We start from the raw sequence: 25,083 nt of genomic DNA, 5'->3' as shown, positions 1-25,083 counted from the left end.
CGCTCCCGGGCTCGTCCGCGGCGGCGGTCCGCCGGTCGGCGCGGGGCATGTGTCAACGCCGTGTTGCGGGAACATGGCAGCTCTACGGGCGTATGAAATGCACGTGTCACGTGCGGCTTTGTCGTAGCCGCGCGCTCCCGGCCCACCGTAGCGTCACCGACGCAAGTGCGACTCCGCCGAGCGCGCGGGCCCGTCCGCCGCGCCTCGCTCTCCCCTTGTCAGGAGGCGTACCACCGTGAGCCGTCAAGACCGACAGGACCTCGGCCGACGAGGTTTCCTCGCCGGCGCAGCAGCCGTGGCCTCTGCCGCGATCGCCGTCCCCGCCGTCACCGGAGCCGCCGCGGCGCAGGCCGCGGCCGGGACCCGGCCCAACATCCTGGTCGTCCTCACCGACGACCAGCCCAACGCCACCGAGTGGGCCACCCCCAAGACGAAGGCCTGGCTGGTCGACAACGGGGTGAAGTTCGGCCGCGGTCATGTGAGCACCCCCCTGTGCGCGCCCTCCCGTTCGTCGATCTTCAGCGGCCGCTACGCGCACAACCACGGCGTGCGCGACAACAGCAGCCCGTACAACCTGGACCAGCACACGACCGTGCAGCGCTACCTGCACGACGGCGGCTACCGGACCGGGCTGTTCGGCAAGTACCTCAACGCCTGGCACAACACCGACAACCCGCCGCACTTCGACGACTGGCTGCTGCTCGACCCGGTGGCCTACAACAACGGCACCTACAACGACAACGGCACCCTGCGGACCATCGCGGGTTACAGCACCACGGTGATCAAGGACCGCGTGCTGGACTTCCTCGACGAGGCCAGGACCGACCAGCGGCCGTGGTTCGCCTTCGTCGCCCCCAAGGCCCCGCACGCGCCCAACACCCCCGAGCCCAAGTACGCCGACACCGCGGTACCCGAGTGGAACGGCCGCCCCTCGGTGCCCGAGGCCGACCGCAGCGACAAGCCCGACTACATCAAGAACGCCACCCACACCCTGGCCGACGGCCGCACCATCCGCAGGAACCAGCTGCGGACACTGCTGTCGGTGGACGACGCGGTGCAGGCCATCCACGACAAGCTGGCGGCTCTCGGGCAGCTGCACAACACCCTGGTCATCTACCTGGGCGACAACGGCTACTGCTGGGGTGACCACGGCTGGACAGCCAAGTCGGTGCCCTACCGGCCGTCCATCGAGGTGCCGTTCTACCTGTCCTGGCCGGCGGCGGGGTTGGCCGGCGGTACCGCCGACGACCGGGTAGCCGCCAACATCGACGTCGCGCCCACCATCCTGGACGCGGCGGGTATCACCCCCGACACTCCGCAGAACGGGCACTCGCTGCTCGGCTCCTACCGGCGCGACCACCTGCTGGTCGAGTGGTGGCATCGCGGCGAGGGCGGCAACCCGCACACCTGGGCGTCGACGGTCAGCCCGACCAGGCAGTACACGGAGTACTACAAGCTGCACACCGACACCTCGGGGCAGGAGGTGGGCACCGGAGAACTGGTCTTCCGCGAGTACTACGACCTCGTCAACGACCCGTACCAGCTGACCAATCTCCTCTACCAGGCGACACCCGCGCAGGAGGCGGCCCTCGGAATCCCGGCGCTCGCCGCACAGTTGGCGGCCGACCGGGCCGCCTGACCGGACTCCTCGACCGCGCCGCGAACGGTCGAGGCCCTGGCCGAAAAACTGAGCGCAGGGCCTGAACGAAGGCCTCCTCGGCGGTCCCTTCTGCCGACCGTCGGCATCACCGTGCGGGCGCCGGCCCGGGATTCCCCGTGCCGGCGCCCGCCTCCCCCTCCCAGGAGGCGCAGCCCGATGGACACCACCCCCACCCGTTCCTGCTGCACGCCAGGGCACGGCCACGCGGGACCCGCAGCGGTCGCGCGTCCCGGCGCCGCTGCGGCCGCCCGGCGGACGGACGCCGCCGGGCGGGCGGCGCGCGGTCTGGTCGAACTGCCCGGCGGAACCTTCCTGATGGGCTCGGACGACCCCGACGCGGTGACGGCCGACGGAGAGGGCCCGGTCCGCGAGGTCGAGGTCGGGGCCTTCGCGGTGTCCGCGACCACTGTCACCAACGCCGCCTTCGCCTCCTTCGTGAAGGCGACCGGCCATGTCACCGAGGCCGAGCGGTTCGGCTTCTCCTACGTCTTCGAGGCCTTCCTGCCACCGGGGTCGAGGGCGGCCTCCCCCGCCGTCGCGGGCACACCCTGGTGGCGCGCCGTCCAGGGCGCCAACTGGCGTGCGCCCTCGGGTCCCGGCTCCGACCTGAGCCGCCGCCAGGACCACCCGGTGGTGCACGTGTCATGGAACGACGCGAACGCCTACTGCACATGGTCGGGCACCAGGCTGCCCACCGAAGCCGAATGGGAGTACGCCGCGCGCGGCGGACTCGCCCGCAAGCGCTACCCGTGGGGTGACGACCTCGCACCCGGCGGACGGCGGATGCTCGCCATCTGGCAGGGCGACTTCCCGCAGCCGGAACCGGGCAGCCGCCCCGGCACGGTGCCGGTGCGCGCACACCGCCCCAACGGCTTCGGCCTGTACAACACCGTGGGCAACGTCTGGGAGTGGTGCGCCGACTGGTTCAGCGCCGACTTCCACCGCACCGGCCCGCGCCGCTTCCCCTCGGGGCCGCCCGACGGAAGCGCCCGCGTGATGCGCGGCGGTTCGCACCTGTGCCACCGCTCGTACTGCAACCGCTACCGCGTCGGCGCCCGCAGTTCCAACACCCCGGACAGCTCGACGGGCAACATCGGCTTCCGCGTGGCGCGCTGAGGGGCGCCACGCACTCCACCGGCAGGCGCGACGGCCGACCCGTGAGGATCTTGACCTGCCCGCCCGGCCGACGTGGTGCGGGAGGCGACCGGGCGCGGCACGGGCCGGGTCACGCCGGAGGGAGCACCATCCTCTCGGTCTGGGGCTTGATGACGTCGTGGGTGAGGTCCTGGCCCGCCCGCCCCCTCGTACGACGCCAGTGACATCGTGAGGCCGACCTCGCCGTTGTTCGTGGACGGGTGGATGACCTTCTGCTCGGCGAAGGCGTGCGGGGCGTAGGCGCTGTTGAAGCCCGGAGCCGTCGTGCCCGCGGCCTTCGCCGACGCGGACGGTGCCGGCTTCGCATCCGCCTCGCCGTCGCAGGCCGTTGCCCCCCGGCGAATGGCAGGGCCTGGGCAGCACCGGTACTGCCCAGGGGTCAGGCGGCGGGCCAGTCGCCCCGCCCGGACAGGTCGAGCACCAGGGCGGCGATGTTCCAGGCGTCGTCGTCACCGCGGTGGTGGCGCCCCTCCAACGGCAGTCCTGCCATGGTCAGAGCCGCGGCCATCCCGGGGCGCCGGCGCAGGCCGAACGACGAGGTGAATGCCGCCTTGGCGTTGATGTGCCGGTGGCCGAAGGGATACTGCGTTTCCGTGTCCAGGCACTGCCGGACGAACTGCTTGCGGTCGTAGTCGCCCCAACTGGCCCAGGGCAGCTCCCCCGCGCGGTGCTCGGCCGCCAGCGTCCTGCACGCTTCGGCGAAGGACAGGCCCTGATCCACCTCGGCCTGCGTGAGCCCGGTCAGCCCGGTGCAGAACGGGCTCACCTTCGACCGGGCGGGACGGACCGGCAGCCGGTGTTTCGCCAGGCGCCTGCCAGCGCGCAGGTCGACCACGGTGAGCCCGATCTCGATGATCTCGCTGACCTCACCGGACGGCGGCTGCCCTTCCCAGCATGTCGCCTCCACATCAACCACGTTCAGCAGTTCGTCGGTGTCCACGAGCAGTGAGGATAGGAAGACCCCCGTTCCCGGGTCACCCGGTTTTACCCGTGCGCTCCCACTCCAGCGGGGTGGACCCGGGGATCGGCCTCGCCGTGCGGGTCGGAGGCCGCTGACAGCGTGCCCGGGCCTGGATCAGGGCCGTGTGCTGGAGGCCTTCCGGCTCGAAGCCGGGGAGCTCTCTGGGGCGGTCACCGGGCTGTCGGCGTCCGGCTGGGACCGTCCGACACGGTGTGCGCCCTGGTCCGTGAGGGAGTTGCCGGGTCACGTCCGGGTGGTGATCGCCTGGCTGCCGCAGATGCCGGACGCTCCCGCCCCGGACAAGGCCGAGGTCAGCGCGGCGGAATACCACCGGCCCGACGGCCGGTTCAGCCCGGGGACCAATGCCGCCCGCATCGACCTGGCACGGGACCAGGCCGCCGGGCACGCCGGCGGAGCCGCGCTCGCCGCGGACTTCACCGCGAGCGTGTGGATCGGATGTGCCGCCAAGAACCGGATGACCGGGTCGTGCGCAGCCGTCATGGCGACCCGATGCTGCTGTCGGAGTTCCTGCTCACCAGGGTGGTGGAGGTCGCGGTCCACGGACTGGACGTGGCGGACGCGCTGAGACGCGAGTCGTGGCTCACCGACCAGGCCGGGGCGGCGGTGCTGGAACTGCTGCTCGTTCCTGACCACTTGGATGCGGCGCCCGGACTGGGCTGGGACCGCCCCGCCCTCCTCGGAAGGTCACCGGCCGCGCGGCCCTCGACGCGGCGGAGACCGCTCGGGTCGAACGGCTCGGCGTTCGCTGGATCACGCTGGGCTGACGCCGGCCCGAGCAGGGGCGCCGCGGGCCTCGGGGCCGAGCACCCCTGTCCTCCCCCCTCGGCACCTGGCCGCCGCTCCGCGGCGGGCTCCGGCGGAGGGGCGAATTCGGCCATCGACCGGCCATCCGCCATACGCGGTTCACGGAGCATTTCCTGTCGGGCTGCTTACTGGGCGAAGTTGTATAGCCAACTGGCCCACGCCGGCCACGCGGCGGCACCGCCGGCCGCGCGGCCGGCGCACCACCGCCGGGCCGGCACACGGCCCGGCTGCCCGGCCCGGAGGGCGTGCCCACGCGGGTCCCGGCCGGACAGGACCGAGAGGACTTCACCACCGATGCCACCCCAGCCCGCCGACGCGGCCTCCAGCAGCCTCGTCCTGGCCTCGCCCGGCGCACCGCACGTGGGCGACAAGCTGACCTTCGCCTGGACCACCGACCAGCCCGCCGCCAAGAACTGGATCGGCCTCTTCGGCCCGGCCAGCGCCCCGGGCAACGGCACCTCGTGGGTGTGGACGTACGTCGCGAACGCGACGTCCGGCACCACCACCGTCGACACCCACGCCCTGGCCGGCGGCCCCTACCAGGCGTATCTGCTGCACGACGACGGCAACCAGATCCTCGCCCAGGCCGCACCCGTCACCTTCACGGGATCGGGCGACAGCCTGACGGCGAGCGCCCTCGCGCCGCACGAGGGCGAGAAGCTCACCTTCACCTGGACCACCGCCACCCCCAACGCCAAGAACTGGGTCGGCATCTACGACGGGGACCGGCAGCCCGGCAACGGCGCCTCCACCGTCTGGGCCTACGCGGGCGCCGCCTCCGGCACCCTCACCCTCGACACCTCAGGCCTCACCGGCGGCCCCTACACGGCCTACCTGCTCTACGACGACCAGTACCCAATCCTGGCGAAGACCGCACCGTTCGGGTTCAGCCCCGTCCAGCCCCCGCACGAGGCCGTGGACGCGGTGACCGTCCCCGCGACCGAGGGCGACACCGTCCGGATGCCGCTGGGGAACCTCTGGATCCGCCCCGAGGGCAACAAGCCGGGCACCCCGGCCTACCGCCGGATCTCCGGCGACTCCTGGCTGGTGGTGGCAGGGGACGGCACCGTCACCGCCAAGGTGCCGGCGCGGGCCCCCCGCGCCCCTGGCCGGATCGTCGTCGGCGTGCAGGACAGCGCCAACGGCAAGGACACCGTGGCGGTACAGGTGCCCGTCCGCGCCGCCAAGGACGACCTCACGCTCAAGGTCGCCTCGCTGAACCTGTGGGACGGCGGCGCGCATGTCGAAGGACCGCTGGAGAAGCAGGCCCGGGTGGTGCTCGCCCAGGGCTTCGACGTGGTGGCGCTCCAGGAGACCGGCGGGGCCGCTGCCCGTGCCCTCGGCGAGGCGCTGGGCTGGTACGTGCACCAGACCTCCGGCAGCCTCGGCGTGGTCAGCCGCCACCCGCTGACCGACGTGACCGAGCCGACCGCGGCCCTGCCGGCCCTGTCGGCCACCCTCCGGCTGCCCGGCGGCACCACCGTCCGGCTGTGGGCCGCGCAGCTCGACGAGGCGGACTACGGTCCCTACGCTGCCGGGCCGCACACCGGTGCGGCCCAGCTCGTGGCCGCGGAACAGCGCACCCTGCGCTACCGGCAGGCACAGGCGCTGGCCGCCGCGATGCGGCACGACCTCGCGGGGCGCACCCCGGTGATCCTCGCGGCCGGCCTCGCCTCCCCCTCGCACCTGGACTGGACGTCGCACACGGCGTCCGCGCACGGAGGAGTGGGCGCGGTGGCCTGGCCGGTCACCGAGACGCTGGAGAGGGCGGGGCTCACCGACGCCTTCCGCAAGGCCAACCCGAACCCGTCCAGGGTTCCGGGCAACACCTGGTCGCCGGTGAGGCCGGTGCGCGACGGCGGCGCGGAGCCGCAGGACCGTATCGACCAGGTCCAGTACGCCGGTGCGCTGAAGGTCGTCGAGGCGCACTCCCTCACGACGGGCTGGCCGCAGCCGGTTCCCGGGACCGCGGCCAACGGCTGGCCCTCGGACCACGCCGCCGCAGTCGTCACCTTCTCGCTGCGCCCGTCCCACTGACTCCCGACCGCACCGCTCGACCAAAGGACTCGCACCCATGACCCCGATCAGCCGCCGTACCTTCGTCGGCGCCGCGGCAGGCGCGACCGCCGCGGCCGGCCTGCCCGGCATGACCGGAACCGCCGCAGCGTCCGCACCCCGCCACGGCAGCATCCGCGACGTGAAGCATGTCGTCGTGCTGATGCAGGAGAACCGCAGCTTCGACCACTACCTGGGCGCGCTGCGCGGCGTCCGCGGCTTCGACGACAAGCAGGGTGTGGTCTTCCCCGACGGCAATTCCGTCTTCCAGCAGCCCGACAGCGGGCGGGCCGAGGGATACTCCCTGCCGTTCCGCTTCGACACCACCGCGTTCAAGGCGCAGGACTTCGGCGGCCTGGACCACGGCTGGTCGTCGGGCCACCAGGCGGTCCGCAACGGCGCCCAGAACGGCTGGGTGGGCGCCAAGGGCCGCTACACCATGGGCTACTTCACCCGGCAGGACATCCCTTTCCAGTACGCCATGGCGGACGCCTTCACCGTCTGCGACCAGTACTTCACCTCGCTGAACGGGCCGACCGACCCCAACCGGCTCTACCTGTGGACGGGCACGCCCGGCCCCGGCACGGACGGCACCACCGGGCCGTTCACCGACAACTCGATCGTCACCGAGAACCCGGTCGGCGACTGGACGACCTACGCCGAGCGACTCCAGGAGGCAGGTGTCAGCTGGCGCGTCTACCACAACCCGGACGGCTCGGACGACGAGCACGGCGACTACGACGACAACGCGCTGTCGTACTTCGAGCAGTTCGCGAAGGCTCCGAAGGATTCACCGCTGTTCGTGAACGCCATGACGAAGTACGACCTGACGGCCTTCGACGCGGACTGCCGCAACGGCACGCTGCCCGAGGTCTCCTGGCTCGTGGCACCCTTCAACTACTGCGAGCACCCGAGCGCGGGCCCCGACTGGGGCGCTTGGTGGGTCAACGAGGCGCTGCAGTCGCTGATGGCGAACCCCGAGGTGTGGAAGAGCACCGTCTTCCTGGTCATGTACGACGAGAACGACGGCTTCTTCGACCACGTGGTGCCGCCCTACGCCGAGGCGGGCACGAAGGACGAGTTCGTGGACGGCGTGCCGATCGGTCTGGGCAGCCGGGTCCCGATGTGGGTGTGCTCGCCGTGGTCGCGCGGCGGCTGGGTGAACTCCCAGGTCTTCGACCACACGTCCGTGCTGCGCTTCCTGGAGCAGGTGACCGGGGTGCACGAACCCAACATCTCGCAGTGGCGTCGGGCCGTCTGCGGCGACCTCACCAGCTGCTTCGACTTCACCGACCCCGACTACAGCATCCCGAAGCTGCCGGACACCGACGAGCTGAAGGCTCGGGCCACCGCGCAGCACAGCCTGCCGTCGGTGCAGGCCCCCGCCGACGGCAAGCAGGCCATGCCGTCGCAGGAGCCGGGTGAGCGGCCGCACCGGAATCTGCCCTACCGTCCGTTCGCGGACGTCGCGGTGGACCGGCGCACCGGCAAGGTCACCTGCACGATGACCAACGAGGGTTCGGCGGCGTACGTGTTCACCGTGCTGCCGAACATCGTGCACCCGTTCAGCGGCACCCCCTTTATGGTCCAGCCGCGCTCGCACCGAAGCTACGTGTGGGACACGGCGGCGACCGACGGCCGTTACGACTTCTCGGTGTACGGCGCGGACGGCTTCGTCAGCCGCTTCTCCGGCACGGTCGTCCCGGAGGGACAGACGGACGTGGCCCTGCCGTCGGTAGACGCGGACCTGCGGGCCTCGGGGCGGCCCGAGCACGCCTCGGTCGAACTGCGGCTGGTCAACGACGGCGACACCGGGGTGACGTTCTCCCTCACCGCGAACGACTACGGCGACGAGAGCAGGACCGTGCAGGTCGGGCCGCGCTCGCGGACGAAGGTGACCTGGCAGAGCACCGGCGGGCGGTACGACGTCACGCTCACCGCGGCCACCGGCACGCGCTTCGTGCGCCGGTACGCGGGCACCGTGCACCAGTTCTGAGCGGCGGGCCGGGCCCGGGTGCTTCGGCTCCCGGGCCCCGGCGGCTGCCGCCCCCGGCTGGGCACGGCGCCGCATGACGAGGTAGAAACCTGCCATGCCAAGCTTCGAGATCACCTCGATAGGGACCGTCAGAAACGACCGGACGGACGTCCAGAACTCGGACAACTGGGGCGCCGTCCGCAGCACGATCACCGTCGACGAGCGCTTCGGCGAGGCGTGCCTCCAGGGCCTGGAAGGCTTCTCCCACGTGGAAGTCCTCTACGTCTTCGACCAGTTCCCCGAGCGCGACGACCACCGCGAACCCCAGCCCTACCGCGGCCGCGCCGACCTTCCGCCCGTCGGCATCTTCGCCGGCCGCGGCCCCCGGCGGCCGAACCGCATCGGGGTGACGTGCTGCGCCATCGAATCCGTCAGCGGCCGCGAACTGACGGTGGTGGGCCTCGACGCGGTCTGCGGCACCCCGGTCGTCGACCTGAAGCCGGCCCTGGTGGAATTCCAGGTGGAGGGCGTCAAGCAGCCGGCGTGGGTCAGCGACCTCATGTCGGAGTACTTCCTGCCGTAGGCGGCCCCCGGCCGGGCGGAGCCGCCCGCTGAAGGGACCACCACGTCGAAGTCGCGGCGCTCGCGGGGCGTATGGGAGCGGACGTCGAGCACGTCCGCACCGGCACGGCCCGCCTCGCCGGTATCGCCAACCGGGTTGCGCCGGCCTGCCCGTTTACCATTCGGTGATGGCCGGACCGTAAGCGGGGCGCCAGGGGCCGTTCACTTGGCCTTTGGCATGATGCCGACATGTTCCGACTCCCTGTCGCCTCCCGCACCGCCCGGCTCGTCCGCGCCGCCGGTGCCGTTGCCGTCCCGCTCGTCCTGGCCGCGGCCTGCACGCATTCCACGGCCGGGAAGGCCGCCCCGCAGGACGGCGTGTCCGCTGCCCCGGGACTGGTGGTGGTCAAGGTGCCGGGCGTCGATCTGAGCATCACCGACGCGGTCGCCCACCTCGACGCCTCGGGCAGCGGCATTCTGACGATGACGGTCCGCAACGGGAACGGTGTGCCGGAGCACCTGGACATGGTCGGGACCCCCGGCGGCGGCCGAGGAGTGCTCGCGGGCAAGAGCGGGGAACCGGGCAGCGGTTCGATGACGGGTGGGGGAATCCTCTTCCAGCCCGGCAGCACGGTGACCTTCGCGGGCAGCGGTCCCTCGGTCCGGCTGGCAGGCGTCCACGGCGTCACCGACGAGCGCACCCTGCCCCTGGTGCTGCAGTTCGGCGTGGCGGGGCTGGTCCACCTCTCCGCAGTCGTCAGCAGCTGACACGGGCCGCGTCTTCCCCACACTGAAAACCTTCGTCCGGGAGGAGCGGGCCGACCCGCGTCGGCCCGGTGATTCGAGCCCCTTCGAATGGATGGGAGCCGCGGGCGGCGGCCGGTTCAATGAGTCACGCCGAGGACGGGCGGCCGACCGTCGAACGTTCCCCGGCAACCGGGCCGGCCACGGCAGGCCCGGCGTCCGCGGACGGCGGGTGCCTCGGGGAATCCGGGACGGGGCCGCGTTCGACTGCGGCAGCCGGCACTCCGACGCCGCGTGACCTGCGGGCGAAGGGCCGCGGTCCCGTGCCGGTGACGGGGGTGGGCACGGGGCTGCGACCGCCGTCGACCCGTATCGAGGGTCCTGGCGGGTGCGGGGGTGGGCGGCTTCCACCCCCGCCCAGCGGGTGAACGGCGGCGTTCGACCCCGCACGTACGGCACTCCTCGGACGAGCCGCGGTGCGAAGTGGGAGGCTGGTGGGGCAGACGTCCCCGAGCACGCGAGGTCTCCCGTGATCGAGCTGGAACTGAATGCCGCCGGGATGGGAAGCATCCGCTTCGCGCTCTCCCAGAGCCACACCCTCGTCGACTCGCTCATGATGCTGCGCAGCTGCGCCCCACCCGGCAACCGCGAGTGGACCCTGCCCTTGCGCGACGCCCTCACATCGCGCCGCCTCACGGTGGTCCGGGCACTGTTCTGCGGACCCGCCGACTACATCCCCGACTTCATCGCCCCCCATCCCCCCACGTATGAGCGGTCGTTCGACGAGTGCCTGCACGCGATCGCGTCGGCCTCGTCCGACCGGGTGCGCGAGGAGGTAGGGGTGGTGCTCGACCAGATCCGGCGGTCGGGACGAGGCGTGCCCCCGCCGCTGCTGCGGGCGCTGGACGCGGGTGAACGCAGCTTCGCCGAAGCCGCGGCCGCGGAGTTGGCACAGGTGTGGCAGACCACCCTGGCGGAACGCTGGCCCGGATTGCGCGCCCTCAGCGAGGCGGACATCGCCTACCGCTCACAGCGCATCACCCGTATCGGCATGGCGGCGGCCCTGAGCGGCCTGACCCCTGACGCGGAATACGCGGCCGGGCGGCTGCGGGTCGCCGCGCCGATGGACGTGCGAGTGCGCGACATCCACGATCTGGTGCTGCTTCCACGGGTGTTCGGCCATCACGGAAGCGTCGACACGACCCGCGGCCCGGGCGGGATGAGCGCGGCCCTGTGGTATCGGCTGCGCCCCGTGGGCGCGACCCGGGACTCGCGCCCGTCCCCGGCTCGCGACCTCGTGGGACCGACCCGCGCCGCGCTGCTGGCAGACCTCCTCGTGCCCCGGAGCACCAGCGAACTGGCGCACCGCCAGGCCCTCAGCCCCAGCACCGTGTCCTACCACCTGGCGGTCCTCTACCGCTCGGGGCTGGTCACCAAGATGCGGGAGGCGCACTCCGTGATGTACCGGCAGACCCACCGGGCGGCCCAGCTCCTCGGCGAGTGAGGTTTCGGCTCAGCCGATTCCGCGAAGCCGGCACCCCGGCATGGGCAGTGGGGCGCGGCCGCGCCGAGGGCTGTTCCGCAATACCCGGCGGGGCAGCCCTCAGGGAGCGGGCAGGCCGAGGACCTCGCGGAAGTACCGGGCTTCGACCGGCAGCAGGGCGACGTCGATGAGACCTTCGTCCGAGCGCAGGCGGTGGATCAGCAGGCTCTCGCGGATGGACCAGCGTTCGCCGGCGGTGGGCGAACGGACCGTCAGCAGGGTGGTCTCGCCCTGGCGCAGGACGATCTGCCCCTTGCCGGTTCTGGGCCGCCAGACGACGGTGCCAGCGTCGGCTGTGGCCTGACCGTGCTGCCAGCGCGCCTTGTCGCCGTCCACCACGCGCAGAGCGCAGGGAGCGGAGAGTCTCCCGCCTCCTTCCAGTGCGCGCACGCGCGATCCGTCCCGCCAATTCATGAACCGGCGCGCGCCCCAGCTCGATATCAGCCCCGAGATGATCTCACTCACTCTGCCTGTCTCCTTCTGCGAGCCCGAGGTGGTGACGGGCGTCGTGGCCATGGGAAAGCGCACCGGCCCGGCATGTACGCCATGCCTGTGGCGGCAGGAATGGCTCGGGACCCGGGGACGGGGGAATCCTCCCACCCCGGCACGGGAGATCCGCACGGAACGGGTCATTCCTGATATTCGCCGCATCGGCCGGTCCTCCGGTGCCGCGGAAGCGGGCTAACGAAGCGTGAGCATGGCCTCGGTGACATCGCCGACCGCCTCATCGGGGATCGCCGTGGCTGCCTCCTCCAGGACGAGCAGCCGCGCCCGGGGGATCTCGCGCGCGATCGCCTCACCGTTGCCGACGGGGAAGAAGGGGTCGCGGCAGCCGTGGACGACGAGCGTGGGCACCCCGATCCCCGGCAGGCGCTCGCGCCAGCGGGGTTCGCAGTCGAGCCTGGAGAACACCATGCCCAGCTGGTTGGCCATCTGGACCGGGGGTGCGGTGGACGGTGTGCGGTCCCAGATGCGCGCGGCGGTCGCACGCGCCGCGACGGGGTCGTTGCCGAGGATCCCCGCGCCGGCGGCGGCGAACTCCGCGACCGCCTCGCGGTCGGCCCAGTCGGGCATCGGACGGGCGAACAGCCGGCTCATCGTCGCCTGGTCGTGGTCGGGGAGGTCGTCGTCGGGCGGGCCGGGGGCGACCGCGCGGGTGCCGACCAGGGTGAGCGCCGAGAACGCGCGCGGATGGTCGAGCACCGCCACCTGGGCGACCATCCCGCCGACGCCGATCCCGGCGAGGTGCGCGGGCGCCCCGCCGAGCGCGTCGGCAAGTGCCGCCGCGTCCGCGGCGAGGTCGCGCAGGGTGTAGCCGGGCGCCTCCGGGTCCTTCGCCGCCGACTCCCCGCTGTCGCGCAGGTCGTAGCGCACCACACGGCGCCCGCCCGCGGCGAGGCGCTCGCAGAGCGCGTCGGGCCAGGAGAGCATCGTGGTCCCGCCTGCGAGCAGGACGAGTGGCGCGTCGTCGTCGCCGAAGGACTCGACGCCCAGGGCGATCCCGCCGGCGTGGACAGTGGTCATCGGATCACCGGAAGAGGTCGTGGGCCGGCTGCGCCGCGGTCGATGCGCTGATCACGCTCCGCCGCACCGGCGGGCGCACCGCTCCGGGGGTGGGTGTCCCGGCGCCCGGCACGACGGACGCGAGGTGCCGGGATGCCGGTGCCCTGAGGGTCGTCCCGGCCGGGGTCCGGATCGGCGAAGGAGCCGCCGGGAGGGATCGGGATGTCAGCGATGGGTCGAGTCATGTCAGGGCAGACTCGATCCGCCCCCCGAACTCATCGGTCGGCACCCCCCGGCGTCCCGCGCGGGCCCCGGAGGTCGGGGGTCGGGTGCGCGCACCGCCGTCGGAGCCGCCGCCGTCAGCACGAGGGGGCACCTTCATTCCGATCGGGCCGGCGGGCCGGGTCCGCATCCGGCACGGGGATGGCGCAGCCGCGGGTCAGGGCGGCGGCGCCGGACGGGGTGGCGGCGACGCGCAGGGCCCGGCTGAGTCCGGTGATGCGGAAGACCCGGCGCGCGCTGGGGTGGTGGGCGCTGACGGCCAGGGTGGTGCCTCGGGCCTGGGCGGTCCGCCCCAGGCGGAGCAGCAGGTTCACGGCGCTCACGGTGACCAGGGGGGTGCGGATGTCGATGACGACGGACATGCCGCCGCCGGGCATCAGGAGCCGCAGGTCGTGTTCGACCGCCGACTCGTTGCAGAGGTCGATGACGTCGTGCAGTTCCAGCACGGTCAGGTGCGGGCCACCGCGCTCGGGGGAGGTCATGTCGTACTCCGATGAATCCGATGGAAGCAGCACTGGATGAGGCCGCTTCCTGACCTCGTCCGCCATCCTGCTCCTGTGGTGCCGGACACGCCACCCACCGTCCTGTGACACATTGCACGGCCGGTCCGCCGGTGCGTTCCCTCAGGGCCGGGCAGGCGGCCGGTGGAAGCGGCGGCCGGTGTTCCTGCTCCCCCGGAGCGTGCCGGGCGCCGTACTCGCTGGAGGCATCCCTTCGGGCTGGACTGCGTCGGCCCCGGCGGCATGTGCCATGCCGGCCGACGGGCCCTGCCGCCCAGTTGAGGAGATCCCCTTTGACCAGCGAACACACCACCGCGCCTGACGTCACCGCGCTCCTGCTCGACACCGACTCCCTGGACGGATTCCTCCAGGCCCTGGCGGAGGAGGCGCTGGCCCAGGCCCCTGCCGCGGGCGGGGTGGGCGTCACCCTGGAACGCGCCGACCGCCCCTTGACGGTGGCCAGCACCGGCGGCGCCGCCGACCTGGACGAGGCCCAGTACGGCCGAGACGACGGTCCGTGCCTGCAGGCCATGCGCACCGGCACCGAGATCGTCGTGCCCGACTTCCTCGGCGAGCAGAGGTGGGGACCCTACCCCGCCTACGCCGTCGCCTGCGGCGCCCGTTCCTCCCTGTCGCTGCCGATCGCCCCGCACACCGACACCGCGGGCGCCCTGAACCTGTACTCGCCCAAGCCCTCCGGCTTCGCCGATGCGGACACCGATCGCCTGCGCGCACTGGCGGCACAGGCCACCGGCGCCGTCGCGCTGGCCCAGCGCATCGCCGACGCCCGGGAATTCACCGCCGACCTCCAGGCCGCCCTGCAATCGCGCGCCGTCATCGACCAGGCCATCGGCGTCATCATGGGCCAGCAGCGCTGCGGCCCCGACCGGGCACTCGACGTCCTGCGCACCGCCTCCCAGCACCGGAACACCAAACTCCGCGACCTGTGCACCGACCTCATCGCCGACATCACCGGCGGCGAGCCGCCTGCCGACCGTCCGCTGCGCTCCCGCCCCTGACGGCCGGCACGCCAGGGCCCGCCCCCGGGTCCAGGCCCTCGGGGTGGACCGGACGCAGCCGGAGCGGCACTTCTGCGGTGGCGTCCCGGCCGGTGACCCCGGTTGGGACAGCGGGAGTCGGAAGCGGGAGACCACCGGGAGCACTGATCGCGGCTGCCCGCGCAGTCGAAATTTTCGCCTTGCGGAGCACCGCACCGCGAAATTCCGGTCGCGCCGACGCCTTCACCACGCGCAAGGCGCCGTCGTATCGTGGGAGCGCTCCCATACAGAAAGCGCTCCCAGGCCTTCCCGACCGCAAGGAGAATTTCTTGTCCCCCCACAGGACACCCCACCGCCCGCGTCGCCGCGCCCCGTTGGGACTGCTGCTCGCGTGCCTGCTCACCGTGCCCGCGGCCGCGGTCCTGGCGCCGGGCAGCGCCCACGCCGCCGATCCGGCGGCCGCGCAGGTCTACCAGGCCGAGGACGGCACGCTGAACGGCGTCACCGCCGGCGACTCGGTCGCCGGATACCAGGGCGCCGGCTACGTCGAGGGCTTCGACGAGGCCACCGACAGCCTGACGATCACCGTGCCGGACAGCCCCGGCGGCCTGTACGCGCTGTCGGTCCACTACGACGGCCCCTACGGCGACAAGAAGGCGAACCTGCTGGTCAACGGCGCCGGCGCGGGCGAGATATCGCTCCCGGCCACCACCACCTGGGCGGACGCCGCAGCCGGCAGCGTCCTGCTGAAGGCCGGCACCAACACCCTCACGATCAGCAATGACTGGGGCTGGTACCTGATCGACTCGGTCTCGCTCACCCCCGCACCGCCGCGCCCGCCCCACGCGGTCACCGGCGGCCTGACCGACCCCCAGGCCACCCCCGGGGCCCGGTCACTGATGACGTACCTGGCGGCCGGCTACGGGAAGAACATCCTCAGCGGCCAGCAGGACGCCGCCGAGGAGCAGTGGGTGGAGACCACCACGGGCAAGGCCCCGGCGGTCGAGGGCCTGGACATGATGGACTACTCGCCCAGCAGGGTCGAGCGCGGCACGGTCGGCAAGGACACGGACAACGCCATCGCCTGGGACAAGCGCGGCGGCATCGTCAGCTTCTGCTGGCACTGGAACGCCCCCACCGACCTCATCGACGAACCGGGCAAGGAGTGGTGGCGCGGCTTCTACACCGACTCCACCACCTTCGACGTGGCCGCGGCGCTCGCCGACCCCTCCGGCGCCGACTACCAGCTGCTGCTGCGCGACATCGACGCCATCTCCGTACAGCTCAAGCGTCTGCAGGACGCGGGGGTGCCGGTGCTGTGGCGGCCGCTGCACGAGGCCGAGGGCGGCTGGTTCTGGTGGGGCGCCAAGGGGCCGGGCCCGGCCAAGGCGCTCTACCGGCTGATGCACGACCGGCTGACCCAGGTGGACGGGATACACAACCTGGTCTGGGTCTGGAACTCCGTGGACCCCGCCTGGTATCCCGGTGACGACGTCGTCGACATCGTCAGCGCCGACTCCTACCCGACGGCCGGCGACCACGGCCCTGTCGCCCTCACCTACGATCGCGAGCTGTCGCTGACCGGCGACACCAAGGTCGCGGCCCTGTCGGAGGTCGGGACCATCCCCGACCCCGACCTGCTCCGCGCCTACCAGGCCGACTGGTCGTACTTCGTGGCCTGGGCCGGCTCCGAGCAGGATCCTGCCAGCAATTCCGTCGACTTCCTCAAGCGGGTCTACGACGATCCCTACGTGGTCACGCTCGACGAGCTCGGTGACTTCAAGCACTCAGGGGCGGGGGGCGCCGACACCACCGCGCCGACCGCGCCGACCGGCCTGACCGGCGCTCCGACCGCCTCCGGCGTGGCGCTGTCCTGGACCGCCTCCACCGACGACACCGCAGTCACCGGCTACGACGTCTACCGCGACGGCGCCAAGGTCGGCAGCGCGACCGGCACGTCCTACACCGACACCGGCCTGGTCGCCGGAACCGCCTACAGCTACTCCGTCAAGGCACGGGACGCCGCAGGCAACATCTCCGCCGCCTCGGCCGCCCTCACCGTCACCACCACCGCGCCGTCCGGCGGCAAGACCTGCACGGCGACCTACTCCACCACCACTTCCTGGGGCAGCGGCTTCATCGCCGACGTCACCGTCAAGGCCGGCTCCGGCCGAGTCTCCTCCTGGAAGGTCACCTGGACCTTCAGCGGAAACCAGAAGATCACCAACGCCTGGAACGCCTCGACCGCCCAGACCGGAGCGTCGGTCACCGCCCGCAATCTGAGCTACAACGGCTCACTCGCCCCCGGTGCGAGCACGTCCTTCGGCTTCCAGGGCACCTTCAGCGGTGCCGCCACCACTCCGGCGCTTCTCTGCACCGCGAGCTGACACGCGTTCACACCCGCCCGGGCCCTGAGCCGTTCGACGGCTCGGGGCCCGGCTGCGCGCGGTCGCTGCGGGCGGTCAGAGCCGGGCCGGGCCCAGGGCGGCCTGCGGGACGGAGATCCCCGCCGGGTGGAGCAGGGTGCCGAGCACCCCTTCCGCCGCTGCCGGTGAGAGCATCCCCGGCAGCGCGTCGGTGGCGGACTGGAGGCCGCCCGACGGAGGAGCGGCCTGGGCCGTGACGGCCGGGGCAAGAGCGGCGCCGGTGAGGAGGATGAGGCTCAGAGCGCGTGCTGTCTTAGTCATGCAACGTCAAACGATCACCTGCCGGCGAAGTCACGCAGCGTGCGTGTCGCCCGCCCGTGTGCGGCAGGCGCCCGGCGGCGCCCGGCGGGACGGCCGCTGTGATCCGTAGCCCCCTCCGGGTGCTTCGGCACGCCCATGCGCGATCATGACCGCATGCATCCTCGTTTCGTCGGCATCGCCGAAGTGGCCGAACCCCCGTCCGTGGCGGTCGTGGTCGACGTCATGCGTGCTTTCACGGTGGCCGCCTGGGTCTTCGCCCAGGGGGCGGAGAAGATCGTTCTCGCGGAGTCGCTGGACGACGCCCTGGCGCTCAAGGCCCGCCACCCGCAATGGGCGGCGCTCAAGGACGGTCCGGCAGCGCCCGGCTTCGACATGGTCAACTCGCCCGGCCTGCTGCGGTCCATCGACCTCGGCGGGCGGACCGTCGTACAGAAGACCACAGCGGGCACGGTCGGCGCCCTCGCCGTGAAGGAGGCGTCGCTGGTGCTGTGCGCCGGCTTCGTGGTGGCGGAGGCGACGGCCCGGCTCCTGCGGACACGCGGGAGCGACGCTGTGACGTTCGTGGTCACCGGCGAGGACGGGCAGGCCGACGAGGATCTGGCGTGCGCCGAGTACATCGCGCGCAGGACCACGGACCCCGGCGCGGACGCAGCCGGATTCCTCCGCCGTGCGGGCGAGTCGCGCGCCGCCGCCGAGCTGGCGAACGGAGTGCGCCAGGGAGTCCATCCTGACGATGTCGCGCTCTGCCTCGATCTTGACCGGTTCCCCTTCGCCATGGTCGCGGCCCTGGAGGACTCGCTCATGGTCCTCCGACCCCATGCCGTGCCTGCAACGAGCGGCGAGACGTCGGGCTGATCGCCGGGGGGGTCCGGCTCCCGCCGCACGGGAGCCTCTGCTCACCGTGATCCGCCGCGGGCGGCTCGACGAGCGGCAACCCCTGAGGAGCCGGCCTCGCCCCCGTCCGCAGGAGGGTCGCCCGGTCCTGGACCGATCGCGGAGGCCGGTGGCGCACCGCCCGTTCCGGCAGGCGCCTCCTGGTGGAGCTCCAGCGTCGCGGCCAGGTGCACGGTGGCGTCGACCCAGGCGGGTACGGCGGCGGTCGCGCCCTGGCGGTCCAGTGCCGTGTCGAGGGCGCGCAGGTGCCGGGCCGCGGTGAGCAGGCCGGTGCGGTGCAGCCGGGTCGCGGCCGCGGTCAGCCGGGTGCGGGCGGTCAGGTGGCGCAGGCCCTGGTGGGCCGCGTCGGCCAGGACGGCGAGGGCCGACACGAGAGCGTCGGTGAGGGGGTCGGCAGGGGCCGGCGCGAGAGCCGCCGGCAGGACGGTGTCGCCGGCTCCGGGGGCGAGGTCGGGGACGATGACCCCGGTGGGGGTGAGCACCGCCAGCGGGTCGAGCAGGACACGGCCGCGGTCCCGGTGCAGGACGCCGCTGACGCAGTGGACCCGGCCGGCGAGCGCGGCGGCCAGCGCGTCGAGCGAGGCCGGGCAGAAGGGGTTGTGCTCGGCCCGGACGACGACCTCGTTGCCCGCGGCGTCGCGCAGCACCGCTTCCAGCAGCTGGGCCGCCGGGTCGTAGCCGAAGGACTCCACCTCGGACACCGCGACGACCCTTGCGTTCTCCGCCTCGACCCGCGGGCGGATCAGCCGCGGCGGGCGCTCGCCGAGGGCGCGCAGGTGTGCGGCGGCGTCCCGGACCAGCAGTTCGGCGGGCAGTTCGGTCCAGGCCGTGCCGACCGGGGTGATGCCGGTGGCGGCGATCCGGCCGCGCGAGATGGTGATCGTACGGTCGGCGGACCGCGCGGTGTGCTCGCTCACGACGTTCGCCGCGGCAAGTGCGCGCAACGGGGAGCCGAGCAGCCGCCGGCCGCCCAGGTCGCCGCCCGTGGGCTCCTGCCCCGGCATCAGGTCCCAGCGCTTGCGCAGGACAAGGGCGATGCCGGCGTCAGGATGCGCGAAGTACGTCTCCGCGGTGCGGTCGCGGTCGCTGCCGCTGATCCGGCAGCCCAGCGCCACCAGGCGCACCCGTCGCAGCGGGGTGCTCGGCGGCTCGTCGGTGCCGAGCACACCGACCGGGTCACGGCCGGCCGCACGCTGCCGGGAGTGCAACTCGGCCAGGAGCAGGGCGAAACGCTCCGGGTCGTAGCGGGTGCCGCGGGCCGCGTAGGCCGCCACCTGCTCCTGCAACTCGGCCACCGCGCCCGCGGGCCAGTGCCGGGCGGCGGCGGCGAGCGCTTCACGGCACCGCAGCAGCGATGCGGCGAAAACCGGGCCCGCCTGCTTGACGCCGTCCAGCAGCAGCTCGCCGGCCAGCGCGACGGCGGTGTCGAGCGCCGCTTCACCGCCGATCCCGCCCTCCGGCCCGTCCTCCCCCGCGTCCGCGGCGCCTCCGCCGACCGTCACGTGCTCCGCCTGCTCCGCGTCCGCGGCGCGGAAGGCCCACACCGCCAGCGAGACGACCTCGCCGCGCAGGGCGTCGGCCGCGTCGGTGAGGGCGTAGCCCAGCTCGTGCGGGACGGGGAAGCTGACGGTGCAGGCGGGCAGTTCCACCCGCGGCACCGGGTCCTCGGGGACCGGGCGGTGCACCCGGGCGGAGAAGCCGCGCTCGCGGGTCCGCCGCGCGGCGGTCAGCGCCGGCCTGCCCAGCGCCGCGGCCAGCGCGGCGTCGTCGAACTCGGCAGGCGACCAGTCCATGGACGGCTGCTCGGCGCCCTGCCCGGTGTCCTCGCCCGTCTCCTGGTAGGCGAGCACCAGGGCGATGCGGTGCCGGCACACCCCGGCCGCCCCGCAGGTGCAGGTCGCCGCGTCCAGGCCCGCAGCGGGCGGCAGCACGGTCCTGGTGCCGTCGGGGAAGATCCCTTGCACGGCGCCGTCGCCGGCCGTGCTCACCGCGGGGCCCGCGCCCGCGGCGAGGTCCTTCTCTGCCCGCTTGACCAGGCCGCGGTTGCTGAGCGCGGCGAGCGTCGCGGGCGTGAGCGCGCGCAGGTCGGCGCGGCTCACCGGGCCTGACCCCCGCCGCCCAGCTTCTCGGCGACGAACTCGGCGAGCCGCGCGGGCGTCATCGCACCGACGTGCGCGCCGGCCTGCGCGAGCCGTCCGGCCAGCGCGCGGTCGTAGACGGGGTCGGCCTGCTCGTCCAGCGCGGCCAGGCACAGCACGGTGCAGCCCTGCTCGGCGAGTCCCCGCACGGTGCGGACCAGGCGGTAGGGGTCGCCGCCCTCGTAGAAGTCGGAGACGACGGCGAGGATGGTACGGCGCGGGTTCTCCACCAGGCCGGCGCCGTAGCCGACGGCCCTGGCGATGTCCGTGCCGCCGCCCAGCTGGACCTTCATCAGCAGCTCCACCGGGTCGGTCACCTCGGAGGTCAGGTCCACCACCTCGGTGTCGAAGGCGACCAGATGGGTCTTCAGGCCCGGCAGGTTCCACAGGCACGCCGCGGTGACGGCGGAGTGGATCACGGACCCGGCCATGGAGCCTGACTGGTCCACCAGCAGCACCAGCTGCCACTGCTCCAGATGCCGCCGGGTACGGGAGTGGAAGTGCGGGCGCTGGATCAGGATCCGGCGCTCCCGCGGCTGGTAGTGGACCAGGTTCGCCCGCACCGTGCTCCTGAAGTCGAAGTCCCTGGCCAGGGGCAGCCGGCTGGGGCGACGCGACCTGGAGCCGGTGAAGGCCCGCCGGACCTCGGGGCGCAGCCGCTCCATCAGCTGCCGTACGACCGTCTCGACGATCCGCCGGGCCAGCGCCAGTACCTGCGGGTTCATCAGGTGCTTGGTGCGCAGCACCGCTCGCAGCAGGGTCTGGCTGGGCTCGACACGGGCCAGGACTTCCGGGTCGGTGACGATCTCGTGGATCTCGTAGCTCTCCACCGCGTCGCGCTCGAGCCGCTCCACCGTCTCCTTGGGGAAGAGCCGGTGGATGTCCTCCAGCCAGTCCACGGCGGTCAGCCGGGAGGGCTCGTTGCCGCCCTCGCGGGACGACGAGCCGCCCGCCCCCCGGCGCACGCCGCGGCGCAGCAGATCCTCGTCGCGGCCGTACAGCCAGTCCAGCGCGGCGTCCTGGGCCGCGGCGTCGCCGTGCAGCGCACCGGTGCAGCGCTCGGCGGCGGAGCCGAGGATCAGCCGCCAGCGCTCGAGACCGGGATCGCGGGCCGGTTCTTCGGGCCCTGCGGCGGGCCCGGCAGCTGTGCCGTGCGGAGGTCGGCTCATCGCACCGGCCCCAGTCCGTGCCGGTCCAGCAGTCGTGCCACGTTCTCCTCCAGGGCTTGCGCGCGGGCCAGCAGCAGCGGATCCGCGGTGGTCCGCAGCAGGGAGCGCGCCGAGCCGCGCTTGCCGCGGCGCTCCAGGAGCCGTTCGGCGATGCGCTCCCTTTCACGCGGCGGGAAGAAGGCGAAGGCCTGCCGGAGCGCGGGCAGTCCGGTGAGGAAGTCGCCGTCGGACATGGCCGTGACCACCGCGTCGACCACGTCGACCAGGGACTCGCCGTCGCCCGCGGCCCCGCCGACCACCTCGTCGCGGGCCAGCGCGAACAGGCCTGCCAGCCAGTCGCCGAGGGTGTCGGCGCCGGACGCGGACAGGGCGCGTACCGCCGCGGCGGCTGCGCCGGCGGGCGCGGTGCCCAGCGCCCAGCGCAGGCCGAAGGCGGCGCCGCGCAGCGCGGCGGGAGCCAGCGGGTCCGCTGCCATACGGCCGGCGGCCTCGGCGGCATCCTGCCGGGTGACCGTCGGCACCTCGGGCGCGTGCAGCAGCGCGTCCCGCGCGGCCGCCAGCGCCCGCAGCGCCGCGACGTCCACCCCAGGACCGCCGTGCGTCCCCTCCGCCAGCCAGAACACCCGCTCCACCGCGCCCGCCACCACCGCCCCGAGCAGCGGGTCGCGGCTCACACCGAAGATCCTGTCGTGCCGCCACAAGCCGAGCGCCGCCGCCAGCACCTCGCCGAGCGGCGCCAGTTCACGGAGGTCCCGCACCTGCGCCTTCAGGGCACCGAGCAGTTCCCCGCACAGCTCGCCCACCCCGCACAGCACCGTGTCGAAGAGCAGCCCGGCCAGTGGGCCGGCGTCCGCGCCCGCCGCCCGCAGCCGCTCGCCGAGCACCACCGATGCCGCCTCGTCCAGCCGCGCCCCGTAGGCCCCCGCCTCGATGAGCGCGGCCTCCCGCCCGTGCGCCGCGCGCGGCTCCCAGTGCTCGCGGAACACCGGGTCCGCGCCGTCCGACGGGCCCGTCGTGCGGGCGAAGCCGGGTATGCCGAGCACCCGCAGCCGGTGCAGCAGCCGGCTGCGTGACAGGCCGTCCGGGTCGGTGAGGTCGAGGTCGATCGCGTGGCCGGCCGGGCCGAGCGAGGCCAGCCGCTCGGTCACGTCGTGCACCAGCGGGGGCACCGGCGTGTCCGGGTGCAGCAGCCCCTCGGCGTCCCCGCAGCAGGCGGCGACCATCTCGACGACCACCGGGTGGGTGCCCGCGCCGAGCGTGCCGCGGGTCGTCCACGGCAGCGGACGGTCCAGGTCGTCGCTGATCAGGGCGGTGGCGAGGCCGTCGAGGACGTCCACCCTCGTCTCCTGCGGGTGGCCGCGCATCAGGGCGAGGCCCTGGGTCATGCCGCGGGCTGCGATCAGGTCGGCCGTGGACACCGGGACCTTGCGGGTGCGCAGCCTTTCGGTGACCGCGCGCAGCAGCCCGTGTGCGGCCTCCTGCGGCCCCTGCTCCCAGAGCAGTTGGTAGTAGCCGGGCGACGGCATGCCGGACTGATAGCCGCCGAAGGCGTCCAGTTTCCTGAAGGAGTAGGGGACCAGGAAGCTTCCGCCGAGGGCGCCCTCCGGCGGGTCCGGCACCTCCGGCCAGTCACAGGGGCCCTCTCCTGAGGACGACAGGGCGCGCAGCGCCGGCTGGTGGAAGCCGCCGGTCACCACCAGCACCGGCCGTCCCGCCGCACGGGCCCGCGCGGCGCGCACCCACGACGCCATGTACTCCTCCCTGGCCCGGTCGCCCGGATCCACCTCGGCGTCGCCGCGCACCAGCGCGAAGTAGGCGTCCAGGCGGGCCGCGAGGTCGCCGGGCCCGGTGACCTCGAACAGCCCGTCCCACAGGGCGTCGGCGGAGTCGACGGCGAAGTGCTCGCACAGCCGCCGGGTCGCCTCGGCGTAGCGGGCCTCCGCGTCGGCGTAGCGGTTGGCGAGGTGGTCGGGCCGCTCGGCGAACGCCGGGTGCCAGGCCGGGAGGTCGATGAAGCGCACCTGCGCACCCGCCGCGTGGCCGTCCCGCAGCGCGATCCACTCGGGCGAGTAGTCGCACAGCGGCGTCCAGGATGTGGCGGCGCGCGCGTCGTCGCGGTAGTGGCTGAAGACGGCGATCGGCATCCGGTGCCCGAGCAGCAGCTCCGCCAGCCGGCTGTTCATGTCGGCCGGCCCCTCGACCAGCACGTACGCCGGGCGCAGGATGGCGATGGTGTCGGCGACCAGTCGCCCGCAGGCCGGCGAGTGATGGCGTACGCCGAGGAAGACGACGTCGTCCGAGGTCGGCGGCATCACTCGGCCAGCAGGTGGCGTGCCGCGTACAGCTCCCGCCACTGGCCGCCGCCGCGCCGCGGCACCTCCTGCTCCAGGAAGCGGCGCAGCCGGGCGAGGTCCTCGGGGCTGTCCTTGGCGGCGGTGCCCGCCAGGCTCGCCACCACGTCTGCGGCGCTGCCCTGCTCCCCGCGCAGGAACCAGCCGCGCACCCCCACCGCGTGCGCGACGGACACCGCCTCGGCGGTGCTCATCACCGTCGACATCCGTGCGTCGCCCGTCTGGCCTGGGCTCGCGCGCAGTTCGCGGAAGGTGCCGACCAGCACTTCGAGCACGTCCCTGCGCGGTGGCGGCTCCACGCCGGACTTCCGCAGCAGCGCGGTGGCCTCGGCTTCGACCAGCGCCAGCTCGGTGTCGAAGTCGGGGATGGGGAAGACGGTCTCGAAGTTGAAGCGGCGCTTGAGGGCGGCGCTCATCTCGTTGACGCCCCGGTCGCGGGTGTTGGCGGTGGCGATGACGTTGAAGCCCTGCCGGGCGAAGACCAGGCCCCGCGGGCCGTCCAGTTCCGGGATCGCCATGACCCGGTCGGACAGCAGCGACAGCAAGCAGTCCTGCACCTCCAGCGGGCAGCGGGTGATCTCCTCGAAGCGCACGACGCGTCCCTCGGCCATCCCCCGGAGCATCGGGGCGGGCACCAGCGAACGGGGGGAAGGCCCCGCCGACACCAGCAGCGCGTAGTTCCAGGAGTACTTGATCTGGTCTTCCGTGGTGGCCGCGCCGCCTTGCACGGTCAGCGCGGAACTGCCGCTGACCGCGGCGGCGATCAGCTCGGACAGCAGCGACTTGGCGGTGCCGGGCTCGCCCACGAGCATCAGGCCGCGGTCGGTGGCCAGGCTCACCAGCGCGCGCTCCACCAGCGAAGGGTTGCCGACGAATTTCCGGCTGACGCCTGCCTGCTCGTCGCCGACGACGAAGCGGCGCACCGCGCGCAGGCTGAGCTGCCAGCCCGGCGGCCGGGGATCGTCGTCGGCCGCGCGCAGGGCGGCGAGTTCGGCCGCGTGGCGCACCTCGGCGGGCGGGCGCTGCGCCTGCTCGTCGGGGCCCGCGGCCCCGGCGGGCGGGGTGAGGACCGCGCCGGGCAC

The 25,083-nt window shown here is 73.4% G+C and carries 20 protein-coding genes; 11 read left to right on the top strand and 9 right to left on the bottom strand.

Features of this window, described 5'->3' with window-relative positions; genetic code table 11:
• Window positions 1–235: 235 nt before the first annotated feature.
• A complete protein-coding gene (locus ACGFMP_RS24315; RefSeq protein WP_393675080.1) occupies window positions 236–1,639 on the top strand; it encodes a sulfatase in 1,404 nt (467 codons plus the stop codon).
• A 177-nt stretch (window positions 1,640–1,816) separates the two neighbouring features.
• Window positions 1,817–2,776, top strand: a complete 960-nt coding sequence (locus ACGFMP_RS24310; RefSeq protein ID WP_393675079.1) for a formylglycine-generating enzyme family protein — start codon at window positions 1,817–1,819, stop codon at window positions 2,774–2,776.
• Window positions 2,777–3,194: 418 nt separating this feature from the next.
• Here the strand turns inward: ACGFMP_RS24310 and ACGFMP_RS24305 are convergent, their stop codons facing one another.
• Window positions 3,195–3,755, bottom strand: coding sequence for an exonuclease domain-containing protein (locus ACGFMP_RS24305; RefSeq protein ID WP_393675078.1), 561 nt, complete (start codon window positions 3,753–3,755; stop codon window positions 3,195–3,197).
• Between ACGFMP_RS24305 and ACGFMP_RS24300 the strand changes: the two genes are divergently transcribed.
• The 6 genes from ACGFMP_RS24300 (at window position 3,667) to ACGFMP_RS24275 (ending at window position 11,440) form a co-directional block, all read left to right on the top strand.
• A complete protein-coding gene (locus tag ACGFMP_RS24300) occupies window positions 3,667–4,362 on the top strand; it encodes a maleylpyruvate isomerase N-terminal domain-containing protein (protein WP_393675077.1) in 696 nt (231 codons plus the stop codon). The two genes, ACGFMP_RS24305 and ACGFMP_RS24300, sit on opposite strands and share 89 nt — an antisense overlap.
• Before the next feature lie 533 nt (window positions 4,363–4,895).
• The gene (locus tag ACGFMP_RS24295; protein WP_393675076.1) at window positions 4,896–6,638 is read left to right on the top strand and encodes a hypothetical protein; all 1,743 of its coding nucleotides are present in this window, start codon (window positions 4,896–4,898) and stop codon (window positions 6,636–6,638) included.
• 37 nt (window positions 6,639–6,675) lie between these two features.
• Entirely contained in the window at window positions 6,676–8,652 is a 1,977-nt protein-coding gene (locus ACGFMP_RS24290) for a phosphocholine-specific phospholipase C (RefSeq protein WP_393675075.1), read from the top strand.
• Between the two features lie 94 nt (window positions 8,653–8,746).
• Entirely contained in the window at window positions 8,747–9,214 is a 468-nt protein-coding gene (locus tag ACGFMP_RS24285) for an SAM-dependent methyltransferase (protein WP_393675074.1), read from the top strand.
• 227 nt (window positions 9,215–9,441) lie between these two features.
• Window positions 9,442–9,960 carry a hypothetical protein gene (locus ACGFMP_RS24280; RefSeq protein ID WP_393675073.1) on the top strand — a complete coding sequence of 173 codons (519 nt, stop codon included), beginning with the start codon at window positions 9,442–9,444 and terminating at the stop codon, window positions 9,958–9,960.
• A gap of 505 nt (window positions 9,961–10,465) precedes the next feature.
• Window positions 10,466–11,440, top strand: coding sequence for an ArsR/SmtB family transcription factor (locus ACGFMP_RS24275; protein WP_393675072.1), 975 nt, complete (start codon window positions 10,466–10,468; stop codon window positions 11,438–11,440).
• A gap of 99 nt (window positions 11,441–11,539) precedes the next feature.
• On the opposite strand, the gene ACGFMP_RS24270 is transcribed toward ACGFMP_RS24275, so the two are convergent.
• The 3 genes from ACGFMP_RS24270 to ACGFMP_RS24260 all read right to left on the bottom strand — a co-directional run bounded on the left by ACGFMP_RS24270 (window position 11,540) and on the right by ACGFMP_RS24260 (window position 13,746).
• On the bottom strand, window positions 11,540–11,944 hold the full coding sequence (locus ACGFMP_RS24270; RefSeq protein ID WP_393675071.1) for a hypothetical protein: 405 nt from the start codon (window positions 11,942–11,944) through the stop codon (window positions 11,540–11,542).
• Window positions 11,945–12,160: 216 nt separating this feature from the next.
• Window positions 12,161–13,003: an alpha/beta fold hydrolase gene (locus ACGFMP_RS24265; RefSeq protein WP_393675070.1), complete on the bottom strand. Its 843-nt coding sequence runs from the start codon at window positions 13,001–13,003 to the stop codon at window positions 12,161–12,163.
• Window positions 13,004–13,341: 338 nt separating this feature from the next.
• Window positions 13,342–13,746 carry an STAS domain-containing protein gene (locus ACGFMP_RS24260; RefSeq protein WP_393675069.1) on the bottom strand — a complete coding sequence of 135 codons (405 nt, stop codon included), beginning with the start codon at window positions 13,744–13,746 and terminating at the stop codon, window positions 13,342–13,344.
• A gap of 311 nt (window positions 13,747–14,057) precedes the next feature.
• On the opposite strand from ACGFMP_RS24260, the gene ACGFMP_RS24255 reads away from it, so the two are divergent.
• Together ACGFMP_RS24255 and ACGFMP_RS24250 are read left to right on the top strand one after the other, a co-directional pair.
• Window positions 14,058–14,783 carry a GAF and ANTAR domain-containing protein gene (locus ACGFMP_RS24255; protein WP_393675068.1) on the top strand — a complete coding sequence of 242 codons (726 nt, stop codon included), beginning with the start codon at window positions 14,058–14,060 and terminating at the stop codon, window positions 14,781–14,783.
• A 308-nt stretch (window positions 14,784–15,091) separates the two neighbouring features.
• On the top strand, window positions 15,092–17,149 hold the full coding sequence (locus tag ACGFMP_RS24250) for a glycosyl hydrolase (protein ID WP_393675067.1): 2,058 nt from the start codon (window positions 15,092–15,094) through the stop codon (window positions 17,147–17,149).
• 75 nt (window positions 17,150–17,224) lie between these two features.
• On the opposite strand, the gene ACGFMP_RS24245 is transcribed toward ACGFMP_RS24250, so the two are convergent.
• Window positions 17,225–17,449, bottom strand: coding sequence for a hypothetical protein (locus ACGFMP_RS24245; protein WP_393675066.1), 225 nt, complete (start codon window positions 17,447–17,449; stop codon window positions 17,225–17,227).
• Between the two features lie 153 nt (window positions 17,450–17,602).
• Here ACGFMP_RS24245 and ACGFMP_RS24240 point away from each other — a divergent pair, with 153 nt between their 5' ends.
• Window positions 17,603–18,304 (top strand): 2-phosphosulfolactate phosphatase, encoded by a 702-nt coding sequence (locus ACGFMP_RS24240; protein ID WP_393675065.1) that lies wholly within the window; start codon window positions 17,603–17,605, stop codon window positions 18,302–18,304.
• Window positions 18,305–18,345: 41 nt separating this feature from the next.
• On the opposite strand, the gene ACGFMP_RS24235 is transcribed toward ACGFMP_RS24240, so the two are convergent.
• Genes ACGFMP_RS24235 through ACGFMP_RS24220 form a run of 4 tightly spaced genes read right to left on the bottom strand, consistent with a single transcriptional unit; the run spans window position 18,346 to window position 25,083 of the window.
• Window positions 18,346–20,442, bottom strand: a complete 2,097-nt coding sequence (locus ACGFMP_RS24235; protein WP_393675064.1) for a hypothetical protein — start codon at window positions 20,440–20,442, stop codon at window positions 18,346–18,348.
• Window positions 20,439–21,650 carry a VWA domain-containing protein gene (locus ACGFMP_RS24230; RefSeq protein ID WP_393675063.1) on the bottom strand — a complete coding sequence of 404 codons (1,212 nt, stop codon included), beginning with the start codon at window positions 21,648–21,650 and terminating at the stop codon, window positions 20,439–20,441. Before ACGFMP_RS24230 ends, ACGFMP_RS24235 begins: the two co-directional genes overlap by 4 nt.
• Complete coding sequence (locus ACGFMP_RS24225) at window positions 21,647–23,962, bottom strand: DUF5682 family protein (RefSeq protein WP_393675062.1); 2,316 nt, start codon at window positions 23,960–23,962, stop codon at window positions 21,647–21,649. Before ACGFMP_RS24225 ends, ACGFMP_RS24230 begins: the two co-directional genes overlap by 4 nt.
• Window positions 23,962–25,083, bottom strand: coding sequence for an AAA family ATPase (locus tag ACGFMP_RS24220; protein WP_393675231.1), 1,122 nt, complete (start codon window positions 25,081–25,083; stop codon window positions 23,962–23,964). Before ACGFMP_RS24220 ends, ACGFMP_RS24225 begins: the two co-directional genes overlap by 1 nt.

Source organism: Streptomyces sp. NPDC049040 (assembly GCF_043197715.1).
Taxonomy (GTDB): domain Bacteria; phylum Actinomycetota; class Actinomycetes; order Streptomycetales; family Streptomycetaceae; genus Actinacidiphila.
The sequence above is the reverse complement of the archived record's forward strand: the minus strand, read 5'-3'. Positions and strand labels throughout refer to the sequence as shown.